General features: G+C 71.0%; 11 protein-coding genes. 9 read left to right on the top strand and 2 right to left on the bottom strand.

The genetic code is table 11. The annotated features are described in order from the left end of the window. The first annotated feature begins 64 nt into the window (after positions 1-64). Positions 65-322, top strand: coding sequence for a DUF397 domain-containing protein (locus tag ACFY2L_RS37405; RefSeq protein WP_390660601.1), 258 nt, complete (start codon positions 65-67; stop codon positions 320-322). A 26-nt stretch (positions 323-348) separates the two neighbouring features. On the opposite strand, the gene ACFY2L_RS37400 is transcribed toward ACFY2L_RS37405, so the two are convergent. After that, positions 349-1,254 (bottom strand): oxidoreductase, encoded by a 906-nt coding sequence (locus ACFY2L_RS37400; protein ID WP_390824562.1) that lies wholly within the window; start codon positions 1,252-1,254, stop codon positions 349-351. A gap of 79 nt (positions 1,255-1,333) precedes the next feature. Here ACFY2L_RS37400 and ACFY2L_RS37395 point away from each other — a divergent pair, with 79 nt between their 5' ends. From ACFY2L_RS37395 to ACFY2L_RS37360, 8 genes are all read left to right on the top strand, one after another. Further along, the gene (locus tag ACFY2L_RS37395) at positions 1,334-1,951 is read left to right on the top strand and encodes a TetR/AcrR family transcriptional regulator (RefSeq protein WP_390660603.1); all 618 of its coding nucleotides are present in this window, start codon (positions 1,334-1,336) and stop codon (positions 1,949-1,951) included. A 379-nt stretch (positions 1,952-2,330) separates the two neighbouring features. Beyond that, on the top strand, positions 2,331-3,662 hold the full coding sequence (locus tag ACFY2L_RS37390; protein WP_390824561.1) for a peptidase S8: 1,332 nt from the start codon (positions 2,331-2,333) through the stop codon (positions 3,660-3,662). 388 nt (positions 3,663-4,050) lie between these two features. After that, on the top strand, positions 4,051-4,359 hold the full coding sequence (locus tag ACFY2L_RS37385) for a hypothetical protein (protein ID WP_014673544.1): 309 nt from the start codon (positions 4,051-4,053) through the stop codon (positions 4,357-4,359). A gap of 183 nt (positions 4,360-4,542) precedes the next feature. Next, positions 4,543-5,364, top strand: a complete 822-nt coding sequence (locus tag ACFY2L_RS37380) for a hypothetical protein (RefSeq protein ID WP_390660605.1) — start codon at positions 4,543-4,545, stop codon at positions 5,362-5,364. Further along, positions 5,354-6,703 (top strand): hypothetical protein, encoded by a 1,350-nt coding sequence (locus tag ACFY2L_RS37375; protein ID WP_390660606.1) that lies wholly within the window; start codon positions 5,354-5,356, stop codon positions 6,701-6,703. Before ACFY2L_RS37380 ends, ACFY2L_RS37375 begins: the two co-directional genes overlap by 11 nt. 23 nt (positions 6,704-6,726) lie before the next feature. Beyond that, entirely contained in the window at positions 6,727-8,268 is a 1,542-nt protein-coding gene (locus ACFY2L_RS37370) for an SCO6880 family protein (protein WP_390824602.1), read from the top strand. A 9-nt stretch (positions 8,269-8,277) separates the two neighbouring features. Continuing rightward, entirely contained in the window at positions 8,278-9,705 is a 1,428-nt protein-coding gene (locus ACFY2L_RS37365; protein WP_390660608.1) for an ATP-binding protein, read from the top strand. Between the two features lie 16 nt (positions 9,706-9,721). Then, entirely contained in the window at positions 9,722-11,242 is a 1,521-nt protein-coding gene (locus ACFY2L_RS37360; RefSeq protein WP_390824560.1) for a type VI secretion protein, read from the top strand. On the opposite strand, the gene ACFY2L_RS37355 is transcribed toward ACFY2L_RS37360, so the two are convergent. Continuing rightward, a complete protein-coding gene (locus ACFY2L_RS37355; RefSeq protein ID WP_390824559.1) occupies positions 11,231-11,806 on the bottom strand; it encodes a GNAT family N-acetyltransferase in 576 nt (191 codons plus the stop codon). The two genes, ACFY2L_RS37360 and ACFY2L_RS37355, sit on opposite strands and share 12 nt — an antisense overlap. Between the last annotated feature and the right edge of the window lie 172 nt (positions 11,807-11,978).

Here is an 11,978-nt window from a genome sequence, read left to right as displayed (position 1 = left end):
CGTACACCGGGAACCAGTGGCCCGGTACCCGCCCTTCCCACCACCCTCAGAGGGGAAGCCCCCCGTGCCTGACATTCCCCCCGACCTCACCTGGATCCGCGCCGCCCCGCCGGAGGCGACCGGCCCCGGCCCCTGGATCGAGATCGCCTTCGGCGAGGGGAACGGGGACGTGGACGACGGCGAGGCCCCCGTCTACCTCCGCGAGACCAGCGACCCGGAGAACGTGGTCACCACCAACCGCCGCAAGTGGGACGCCTTCGTCCTCGGCGTCCAGGCGGGAGAGTTCGACCACTTCGTGGAGGGCGTCGAACTCGGCGACTGACCACACGACGCTCTCGGTGTGGACGCTCACCGCACACTGAGCCCCGGCCGCACGCCCGTCAGCTCCTCCGACAGTGTCCACAGCCGCCGCGCCGCGTCCGCGTCACTGGCCGCCGCCGACCGCCCCACCAGCGTGGGCGCCCCGCGCATCTCGCCCAGCCCGTCCGGTCCGACGTAGCTCGCGCCGGGCAGGTCCTGGGTGGCGGCATAGAGGGTGGGCAGGGCGCCCGCCCGGTCGTCCTGGGCGAACAGGGCGTTCCCCACGCGCATGAAGACCCGGGCCAGCGGGCTGGCCGCATGGCTCTGCAGGTTGGTCGCGGAGTATCCGGGGTGGGCGGCCAGGGCCCGTACGGACGAGCCGGACTCGGCGAGACGGCGCTGGAGTTCCAGGGTGAACAACAGGTTCGCCAGCTTGGACTGGGCGTACGCCCGCTGCGGGGTGTATCCCGCCGCCAGGTTCACGTCGTCGAACTCGATCACCGCGCCGCCCCACCGGTGGGCGCCCGAGGAGACGGTCACGACCCGGTCGGTGATGTACGGCAGCAGCAGGCCGGTCAGGGCGAAGTGGCCCAGGTGGTTGGTCCCGAACTGCCGCTCGAAGCCGTCCGCCGTCGACTGCCGCGGCAGCATCATCACGCCGGCGTTGTTGATCAGCGTGTGCAGCGGCGCCCCCGCCCACTCCGCGGCGAACTCCCGCACGGACGACAGATCCGCCAGGTCCAGCCGCCGCACCTCGGTGCTGCCGGCGATGCGGGCGGCGGCGGCCTGCCCGCGCCGTGGATCCCGTACGGCGAGGACGACGTGCGCCCCCGCCCTCGCCAGCGCGTCGGCGGCGGTGAACCCGATGCCGCTGTTGGCCCCCGTGATGATCACCGTACGCCCGGTGAGGTCGGGTATGTCCGCAGAACTCCATGCCTTCTTCTTCTCAGCCATGACGCCAATGTAGACGCTGACAACAAAGATGGCAATGACAACAATGATGGCGCCGTCTACATGGGGATAGGATGTCCCCATGCCGTCGTCGCCGCCCGTCGAGAACCGCCCCTACCACCACGGCGACCTCCGCTCCGCCCTCCTCGCCACCGCCGAACGCACCCTGCGCGACAAGGGCGCCGCAGCCCTCTCCCTCAGGGAGCTGGCCCGCGAGATCGGGGTGAGCCATGCCGCGCCCGGCCGGCACTTCAAGGACAAGCAGTCCCTGCTCGACGCCCTCGCGCTCACCGGGTTCGACCGCATGGCCGAGACCCTGGAGGCCGCCGACGACCCGGCCCTGCCCCTGGAACCCCGGCTCACCGCCCTCGCCCGCGCCTATCTGCGCTTCGCGCTCGACAACGCCGCGCTGCTCGAGCTGATGTACGCCCGCAAGCACACCCCCGAGACCTCGGACACCGCGGACAGGATGGCCGCCGCCATGGACCGCACGATCGGGGCGCTGGAGCGGCTGATCGCGGACGGACAGCGGCGCGGCGAGATCGTCGAGGGCGACCCGGCCCGGCTCACCCTGTTCCTGGGGGCCACCCTGCACGGCTACGCCTCGTTCACGGCGAACGAGATGCTCGCCCCCGAGGCGGTTCTCGCGGGCGTCGCCGAGCTGGTCCACCACACCCTGCACGGCCTGATCCGACACTGACGGCCCGATCCGACGCTGCCGGCCTGATCCGCCACACGGCCGGTGCCGCCCGAGCCGTCCACGCCGCGCAGGCCGCCCACGCCGCCCGGACCGACCGCCGCCGCTCCACGGCCCGACGCCCGCCCCGACGCCTGTGTCCACCCTGTGAGCCGGGTCAAGATCCGGCCATACCCCGTCCATCCACCCGCCATCGGCGGGCAATCCCTCAACCGCCCCCGGTAAGGCGGAAGTCAGGATTCCACAACCCTTCTTGTTGTCGCGTACTCAACAAGCGCACAGTCGTCGGCGGGCCGCCGCCCGCCACCGGGGACCACGTACCGGTGGCACGCACCACCCCCCACCCGCACCGCCCCTGTCACCCACCATCAGGAGCTGTCCGTTGCGTACGACGACTTCCCCCAACCCCCCTGCCGTCTCCGGCAGATGGCGCCGCATCGGCGCCGCGGCCCTCGGCACCGCCGCCCTCGTGCTCGCCGGTCTCGGCACCGCGGCCCCCGCAAGCGCGGCCCCCACGGCCACCGCGAGCTCCAAGGTCACCTGGGCGGCCACCCCCTGCGCCACCCCCAGGCACAAGGGCGAACTCGCCTGCGACTCCTTCCGCGTCACCGGCGGCACCACCGCCTTCCAGAAGGCGCAGGCCGAGGAGACCGGCACCACCGCGAAGGTCACCCCCAAGGCCGCCGCCGCCGGCCCCACCGGCTACGGCCCGTCCGATCTCCAGGACGCCTACGGCCTGACCGACGCCGCCGCCGACAACGGCTCCGGCGAGACCATCGCGATCGTCGACGCCTACGACGACCCCGACGCCGAGGCCGACCTCGCGACGTACCGCTCGTACTACGGCCTCCCCTCCTGCACCACCTCCAACGGCTGCTTCAAGAAGGTCAGCCAGACCGGCTCCACCACCTCCCTCCCCTCCGCCGACAGCGGCTGGGCCGAGGAGATCTCCCTCGACCTCGACATGGCCAGCGCGGTCTGCCCGAACTGCGACATCCTGCTCGTCGAGGCCAAGTCCGCCACCATGGCCAACCTCGGCACCGCGGTGAACCGCGCCGTCACCCTCGGCGCGAAGTACGTCTCCAACAGCTACGGCGGCGCGGAGTCCTCCTCCGACACCTCGTACGACTCCTCGTACTTCAACCACCCGGGCGTCGCCATCACCGTCAGCGCGGGCGACGAGGGCTACGGCGCCGAATACCCGGCCGCGTCCAGGTACGTGACCTCGGTGGGCGGCACCGCCCTGTCCGCCAGCTCCACCACCCGCGGCTGGACCGAGAAGGTCTGGAACACCAGCAGCACCGAGGGCACCGGCTCCGGCTGCTCCTCCTACGACGCCAAGCCGACCTGGCAGACCGACACCGGCTGCTCCAAGCGCACCATCTCCGACGTCTCGGCCGTGGCCGACCCCGCCACCGGCGTCTCGGTCTACGACTCCTACGGCGTCACCGCCGGCTGGTACACCTTCGGCGGCACCAGCGCCTCAGCGCCCGTCATCGCCGCGGTCTACGCCCTCGCCGGCACCCCGGGCAGCAGCGACTACCCGGCCTCCTACCCCTACGCCCACCTCGGCACCTCCGCCCTCAACGACGTCACCAGCGGCAGCAACGGCAGCTGCTCCTCGGGCGCGAGCTACCTGTGCACCGCCAGGTCGGGCTACGACGGCCCCACCGGCGTGGGCACCCCCGAGGGCATCGACGCCTTCACCGGCTGACACCCCCTCACCCCACCCCCGGGCAGCCACAAGTGGACCGTGGGGGCCACAGGTGGCAAGGGCGAACGGGCCGCGGCATCCAGCCGCGGCCCGTTCGCCGTGCGTCATGAGAACATCGAAACGTACACTCACCCGACCAGCCGTCAGAAACGGCACACTGCCGTGAAGTGGGTCAACGACGGAACCACACCCCGGGTTCCGCTCCGGCCTCATTGCCCGGCGTGACCTGCCGTGATACACAGAGTGACCGTACGCACCATTCATACGAATCCCACCCGGCAATGACGCCAAGTCGACATACGAGGGCGACATCGTCGGCGACAATGAGGCCTGACCTCTGCACACCGCAGGGGACTCGCGGAACTACCCACCAGGGGCGGTGACTTACATGCTGTTTGCGGCCGACAAGGGCGACATCAACACCATCATCGGCGGGATCGCTCCGGACTGGGGCCCCTTCGGCAGCCTGGGCAACGAGGCGAAGGTGATGATCGAGGTGGTGATGGCGGTCGCCATCCTGCTCTGCCTCGGCATCGCCGTCTGGGGCGCCGCCAAGCAGCGCATCGGCGCCACGGCCCTCCGGGACACCTTCAGTGCGGAACAGGGCAAGGGCCTCATCATCGCCGGCCTGACGGGCGTCTTCATCATCGGCTCCCTCGGCACGCTGTTCACCATCGTGTACGGCATGGCCGTGTAGCCGGGCCTCCCGGTCCCGGGCACGCCCAGCGGCGCCCCTCCTCCCCCACCCACCCGTCGTGCCCACCGGCTGAGGTTGCGTTTCCCTGATGTCGAGTCACCACACCGCGCCCGCGCGGGAACCAGCACGGCTACCGTCGTACTTCTACGCTTTTCGGTACGGCAGCGAGGGGACGTACGCGGCATGACTCCCGGCGACGAACACGACTACGGCGAGCCCGCGGGCACGCGCGTCCGCCTGCCCGAAGCCGACCCCTACGGCGGCGCCCGCCGCCCCGCCCGCTCGTCCTCCCGCAGCATGGTCACGGTGGTCGGCGTCGTCGTCCTCCTCATCGCGGCCATCGCCTTCGCGAACCGCGGAGGAGGCGATTCCGAGTCCTCCACGACCACGGCCGACGCCGACAAGCCGAAGACGGCGACGACGGCGGCGACGGGGACGAAGCCGGTGACGTCGAAGAGCGGTGGCATCCCGACCGGGTACGCGCACGACGCGCAGGGCGCCCAGAGCGCGGCCGCCAACTACGCCGTCGCACTCGGCTCGGCGGACATGTTCACCAAGGACACCCGCCACGTCATCGTCGACACGGTGTACGCGCCCGACGTCGCCGCCGCCAGACAGTCCGCCCTGGACACCGCGTACTCGAACGAAACGTTCCTGAGCAACATCGGCCTCGACAAGAACGGCGCCGCCCCGAAGGGGCAGACCTTCATCTCCCGGGTCGTCCCCGTGGGCACCAAGGTCACCGCCTCCAGCGCGAGCAGCGCCACCGTCGAGGTCTGGTACACGTCGCTCTTCGGTCTCTCGGGCGACGCCTCGACCAATCCCGTCTCCGAGAGCTGGTTCACCACCACGTACCAGCTCACCTGGGTCAGCAACGACTGGAAGGTCACCGACTTCCAGCAGAAGGACGGGCCCGTGCCGGTCGGGCGCGACCAGAAGGCCTCCACCAGCGACGACATGACGAAGGCCGTCGAGGAGTACGGAGGGTTCACGTATGCGCGTTAAGCACCTCTCCCTCAAGCTGACGGCTGCCGTGGCCGCCGTTCAGACCACGGCCGTGCTGCTGGCCACCCAGGCCTTCGCCGTGCCGTCGCCGAGCCCGAGTCCCTCGGCCTCACCCTCGGCCTCGCCCTCCGCATCTCCCAGCGACGGCACCTGCGACCTCATCCGCGGCCCCGCGCAGGAGTACTGCGAGAGGGGCAACAACTCCTCCGGCACCACCACCAACCCCGGCGTCTCCGACACCCTCGACCCCCTCTCCTCCCTCGCCAAGGGCTGTGCCGACGCCGCCGCCTGGACCGTCGACAAGCTCAGCGAGGCCGTGAAGGACACCGCGAACGTCGACTTCACCAACACCAGGTTCCTCCAGCAGTACGCCGTCGTCTTCGCCGCCTCCACGGTCCTGACGATCCTGCTGTGGCTGCTGGCCGTCGCCAAGCGCGCCGTGCGCGGCGTCCCCCTCACCACCGCCATCGGCGAAGCCGTCGGCTTCCTCTGGCTCACCGTCCTCGCCTCCGCCTTCACGCCCCTGATCCTCTACACCGTCGTCTCCGCCACGGACGGCATCACCGAGGTCCTGGCCAAGGCCACCGGCGACCAGACGGACACGTTCTTCGGCACCTTCTCCGCCGCCCTGGAGAAGGGCGAGGACATCGGCGGCGGCCCGATCATGCTGATCGTCGTCTCCCTGGTCTCCATCCTCGCCGCTGGCGTCCTCTGGCTGGAGCTGGTCATCAGGGCCGCCCTGCTCTACGTCGGCGCCCTCCTCGGCACCGTCGTCTACGCCGGCCTCGTCGACAAGAACCTGTGGAGCCACGTCCGCCGCTGGGCCGGCATCATGATCGCCGTCATCCTGGTCAAACCGGTCATCGTGATCGTCCTCGGCCTGGCCGGCGCCCTCTCCGCCGACGACGGCCCCGACGCCTTCTCCGCCGTCGTCTCCGGCCTCGCCATCATCCTGCTCGCCATCTTCGCCAGCGCGATGATCTACCGCTTCGTCCCCGGCTTCGGCGACGAGATCGCGGGCTCCCGCAGCAACCGCATCATGCAGGGCGCCGAAGGCAAGGCCGCCGCCGTCATCAGCTCCCCCGCGACCCTCGTCGCCCAGGGCATCAAGACGCACAGCACCCGCGCGGACAACAACGGCGGCGGGGGCCAGGCATCCAGCACCCCCCGCCCCACCAACCCCGCCTCGGGCGGCGTCGCCGCGCACAGCTCGCGCACCTCGAACGGAGGCGGCGGATCTGTCCCCTCCGCCGCACCCGCACCCCGCTCCAGCAGCGCGGTGAACACCCCGCACGCCAGCAACACCCGCAACAACCGCACGGGAGGTGAAGGGCGTTGACGGCTGACTCCCACGTGGCCCATGTGTCCCACGCGGTCTCGCCCCGCCGCACATATCTGATCGGCCGCGCCCGGCCGAACGCGATCGTCGGCCGCAACCGCGAGACCGGCGAGATCGCGCTCATCGTCATCGGCGCGTTCCTCGGCATGATGTGCGGACTCCTCGTCCCGCTCCTCCCGCTGCGCATCGTGCTGCTCGCCGGCTTCCCGATGATCGCGCTCGCCGCGGTCTACGTGCCGTACAAGCACCGCACGTTCTACAAGTGGTTCGAGATCAACCGCAGCTACAAGCGCACCCTCCGCCAGGGCACGACCTACCGCTCCGGCGCGATGGAGGCCGGCACCCGGATCGACGGCCAGGAGGTCGAGGTCGGCCCGCCCCCGGGCATCGGCCGCATCAGCTGGCTGGCCGCGCCCTTCGGCCCCGACGAGATCGCCGTACTCCTGCACGCCGACCGCAGGACCGTCACCGCCGCCATCGAGATCGAGGGACCGGGCGTCGGCCTGCGCGACAGCGAGGACCAGGAAGCCCTCGTCGACCGCTTCGGCACCCTCCTCAAGCACGTGGCCAACGGCGACGGTTTCGTCACCCGTCTGCAGATGCTCGCCCGCACCCTCCCCGCCGACCCCGACGCCCACGCCAAGGACGTCGCCCAGCGCGGAGACGACAAGGCCCCCGACTGGCTGGCCCGCTCCTACGACCAGCTCCAGTCCATGGTGTCGACGAGCAGCGAGCAGCACCGCGCCTACCTCGTCGCCTGCATGCACTACACCCGCGAGCTGGCCGCCGAGGCGCACGCCATGGCCCGCGCCGCCCGCCCCCAGGCGGGCCGCAAGCTGGACCGCGACGCCGGCCTCGCCGTCGTCATGGCCCGCGAGCTCACGGACATCTGCTCCCGCCTCCAGGAGGCGGACATCCGGGTGCGCCAGCCCCTGGGCCAGGGCCGCCTCGCCTCCCTGATCCACTCCATGTACGACCCGGACCACCCCATCGACCACATCCAGGCGATGACCCGGCGCAACGCCTGGCCGGCCGAGCTGGACGCCATGGAACCGACGTTCCTGCAGGCCAAGACCCGCGAGTCGTCGACCCGGGCCCCCTGGTGCCACGCCACGGCCTGGGTGAAGGAGTGGCCGATGACGCCCGTCGGCGTCAACTTCCTGGCCCCGCTCCTGGTCCACACCCCGGACGTCATCCGCACGGTCGCCGTCACGATGGACCTCGAACCCACCGAGGTCGCCATCGAACGCATGCTGACGGAGAAGACCAACGACGAGGCGGAGGCGAGCCGGGCCGCCAAGATGAACAGGACCGTGGACCCCCGCGACGTCGCCGCCCACTCCCGCCTGGACCAGCGGGGCGAGGACCTGGCGTCCGGCGCCGCCGGCGTCAACCTGGTCGGCTACATCACCGTCTCCTCCCGAACCCCCGAGGCCCTGGCCCGCGACAAGCGCACGATAAGGGCGTCGGCAGGCAAGTCGTACCTGAAGCTGGAGTGGTGCGACCGCGAGCACCACCGCGCGTTCGTGAACACGCTCCCGTTCGCCACCGGCATCCGAAGGTAGGGGCTTCACATGCGGGACCCGCTGTCCGTCCTCACCGACGCCTTCACGTCCTTCCTGTTCGGCAAGGTAGAGACGACCCGCCTCCCGGTCCGCACCTCCACCGGCCAGGCCCAGGCGGTCTACCTCCCCACGGCCGCCCCCGGCCTGGGCGACTCCGGCGTCATCATCGGCCGTGAGGTCTACTCCGGGAAGGGCTACATCTACGACCCCTTCCAGCTGTACGGCCAGCAGCTCCCGGCGCCGCACTGGCTCGTCCTCGGCGAGTCCGGCAACGGCAAGTCGGCGCTCGAGAAGACCTACGTCCTGCGCCAGCTCCGCTTCCGCGACCGCCAGGTCGTCGTCCTGGACGCCCAGGGCGAGGACGGCGTGGGCGAATGGAACCTCATCGCGCAGGCGCTGGGGATAACTCCCATCCGCCTGGACCCGATGGCCGCCCTGGACCACGGCATCCGCCTGAACCCCCTGGACCCCTCGATCACGACGACCGGGCAGCTGGCGCTCCTGCGCACGATCATCGAAGTGGCGATGGGCCACGGCCTGGACGAACGCTCCGGCTTCGCCCTCAAGGTCGCCCACGCCTACGTCAACGAGTCGATCGTCGAACGCCAGCCGGTCCTGTCCGACATCGTCGAGCAGCTGCGCCACCCCGAACCGGAGTCGGCCGAGGCGATGAACGTCGCCATAGACGACGTACGGGCCTGGGGCCTGGACGTCGCCCTGGTCCTGGACCGCCTGGTCGACGGTGACCTGCGGGGCATGTTCGACGGCCCCACCACGGTCGGCATCGACCTGGACGCCCCGCTGATCGTCTTCGACCTGTCCCACATCGACCGCAACTCGATCGCGATGCCGATCCTGATGGCGATCGTCGGCGTCTGGCTGGAGCACACCTGGATCCGCCCCGACCGGAAGAAGCGCATCTTCCTGGTCGAGGAGGCCTGGCACATCATCAACAGCCCGTTCGTGGCCCAGCTGTTCCAGCGCCTGCTGAAATTCGGCCGCCGCCTCGGCCTGTCCTTCGTGGCGGTGGTCCACCACCTCTCGGACGTCGTCGACGGCGCCGCGGCCAAGGAAGCCGCCGCCATCCTGAAAATGGCGTCGACACGGACGATCTACGCGCAGAAGGCCGACGAGGCACGGGCGACGGGCCGCGTCCTGGGCCTCCCCCGCTGGGCGGTGGAGATCATCCCCACCCTCACCCCCGGCATCGCCGTCTGGGACGTCAACGGCAACGTCCAGGTGGTCAAGCACCTGGTCACGGAGACAGAACGCCCGCTGGTCTTCACCGACCGGGCGATGACGGAGTCGTCGGCGGACCACCTGGCCTCCGACGACGTCCTGCGCGCCGCCGAACAGGAACAGGAACGGCGCGCGGCGGCCTTCATGGAACAGCATCTGGCCGACTTGGACGACTCGTCCGAGTCGACAGTCGCCTAGACGGCGGGGGGTTGCCATGAGACCCGGTGACGAGCGCACCCCGGGCCGGGAAGGCCGGAGCGGTGGCATCCCCGACGGCCTCCTGGTCGGCCTGCTCGCCTTCCTCCTCGGCATGACCCTCCTGGTGTGGACGGCGACGGGCCTGGCCGCCCTGTTCAGCCACGGCGGCTGGCCCACCGGCGTCACGTTCACCCGCACCCCGCTGGCCATGCGCCACCTCATCGCCCGGCCGCACGACATCCCGGGCGCCTGGCCCGAGGCCGATCCCACCGCCCTCTCCGGCTACGGCCTCTTCTGGGGCCTCTTCATCGGCCAGCTGATGATCCTCTTCGTCCTCACGATGTTCGTCATAGGGACGGTGGCGCGGTGGCGGGTCGTCCGGGCGCGAAAGAGAGCGCCGGCACGGCACGAGCCGCCGGCGTACGACGTGCCGGCGTACGAGCCGTCGGCGTACGAGGTGCCGACGCCGAGGGCCGAGGCGGCCCCGGAACCGGACGGGGAAGCACGGGACGAACCGCTGCCCGGCACACCGGTCGGGGAGCCCGCACGGACACCGGCGGAGGCACCCCCTTCGGCTCCGCTCCCGCAGAGCGGTTGGGAGCCACACCGCGTCGAGGGCCCGGTGATCTACGCCCCGCGGGAAAGCCGCTGTGCCACCGCGGCCCGGGCCGTCAGAGACGCCGACGGCCCCGCCCTCGTCCTCACCTCCAACCCCGCCCTCTGGCAGGACACCAAGGACGCCAGAGCCAAACTGGGCCCGGTCCACCTCTACGACCCCACCCACCGCTGCGACACCCCCGCCCGCCTCCACTGGTCCCCCACGGCAGGCTGCGAGGACAAGGCGACGGCGGCCGCCCGGGCGACCGCCCTGCTCACCCCCGTACGGCCCACAGCCCGTCTCGACCAGGCCGTCGCGGAAACCGCGGAGACCCTCCTCCGCTGCTACCTCCACGCCGCCGCCGTCGACGGCCGCACCGTCCGGCACGTCCACCGCTGGTCGCAGGGCACCGGCGTCCAGGAAGCGGTCCGCACCCTCCGGACGAACCCCAAGGCCGCGCCCGGCTCCGCCGGCGAACTGGAAGCCGCGCTCACCGCCCACCCCGACCGCAGGGACATCGCCCAGGAACTGACCTCCCGAGCGCTCTCCGCCCTCTCCACCGTCAACATCCGCGAGGCATGCACTCCCAACCGAACTGATGCCCTCGCCTTGGATTCCTTCGTGGAAGAAGGGGGAACGCTTTATGTGGTCGGTGAATCCATCGAGGACCCCAGGACCAGCCCCGGCGCCATGCCTCTCCTCACGGCCCTCGTCTCCAGCGTGGTCGAGCGCGGCCGGCGCATGGCCGAACGGTCATCCTCCGGTCGCCTCGACCCACCACTGACCCTGGTCCTGGACGACATCGCGGCCGTGGCCCCGCTCCCCCAGCTCCCGGACCTGCTGTCGGCGGGAGCCGACCGGGGCCTCCCCACCCTGGCCCTCCTCCGCTCCCGCGAACAGGCCCGGTCCCGCTGGCCCCATCACGAACTACCGGTCTGAGGCCGTCCCCCGTTCGAGGACGAATTCCCGCTCCTTCTCCCCCGAGAAGGCCCCCAAGCCCTCCCCGACCGGAACGGTCACCCCGCTCGGCACGAACCCCACCTTCCGGTACGCCCCCTGCGCCCGGAGATTCCTCTCGTGCACCAGCAGCCGCACCCGCTCCAGCCCGGTCTTCCAGGCCCACTCCACCCCGGCCTCGAACAACTCCCGGGTCACACGGCCCCCACGCCACTCGGGCCGCACGTACACCCCGACCACATGCCCCTGCCGGCGCTCGACGGGATACCCCGCCCAGTCCACACTCCCGGCCTCCTCGACGAGCACGGTGACCGACCCGACCCACTCACCACCGTCGGCCTCGGCGACGAACTGACGGGCCCCCAGACCCTTCTCACCGGACCCGGAGGCCCGGTCCTGCCAGAAGGAATCCGGCCGCTCCGCGGCATCCTCGTATGTCTCAACAAAGGCGAGAGGCGCCGCGGGATCCCTGAGCGCCATCAGGCGAAACGCCTTGACCGACTCCCACTCGGCGGCCCGTATACCCCGTACGACGAAGTTGTTCATGCACGTCACCGTAGTACCCGGGCACTACGCCCCTCATCTCATATAGCCCCCAGGCCGGTTGCGCGCTCCTGCGGTCCTGAACGCAGAAAACCCCCGCACCATACGGTGCGGGGGTTCCCCGGAATGATTGTTCGGCGGTGTCCTACTCTCCCACAGGGTCCCCCCTGCAGTA

The organism is Streptomyces sp. NPDC001381, from assembly GCF_042895685.1.
GTDB lineage: Bacteria > Actinomycetota > Actinomycetes > Streptomycetales > Streptomycetaceae > Streptomyces.
This window is presented reverse-complemented; position numbering and strand designations above follow the sequence as displayed.

Excerpts from the sequence above, each read along its gene's own strand:
- ACFY2L_RS37380 (WP_390660605.1), top strand. The coding sequence starts at position 4,543 with ATGACTCCCGGCGACGAACACGACTACGGCGAGCCCGCGGGCACGCGC.
- ACFY2L_RS37400 (WP_390824562.1), bottom strand. The coding sequence starts at position 1,254 with ATGGCTGAGAAGAAGAAGGCATGGAGTTCTGCGGACATACCCGACCTC.
- ACFY2L_RS37385 (WP_014673544.1), top strand. The coding sequence starts at position 4,051 with ATGCTGTTTGCGGCCGACAAGGGCGACATCAACACCATCATCGGCGGG.
- ACFY2L_RS37365 (WP_390660608.1), top strand. The coding sequence starts at position 8,278 with ATGCGGGACCCGCTGTCCGTCCTCACCGACGCCTTCACGTCCTTCCTG.
- ACFY2L_RS37360 (WP_390824560.1), top strand. The coding sequence starts at position 9,722 with ATGAGACCCGGTGACGAGCGCACCCCGGGCCGGGAAGGCCGGAGCGGT.
- ACFY2L_RS37355 (WP_390824559.1), bottom strand. The coding sequence starts at position 11,806 with ATGAACAACTTCGTCGTACGGGGTATACGGGCCGCCGAGTGGGAGTCG.
- ACFY2L_RS37375 (WP_390660606.1), top strand. The coding sequence starts at position 5,354 with ATGCGCGTTAAGCACCTCTCCCTCAAGCTGACGGCTGCCGTGGCCGCC.
- ACFY2L_RS37395 (WP_390660603.1), top strand. The coding sequence starts at position 1,334 with ATGCCGTCGTCGCCGCCCGTCGAGAACCGCCCCTACCACCACGGCGAC.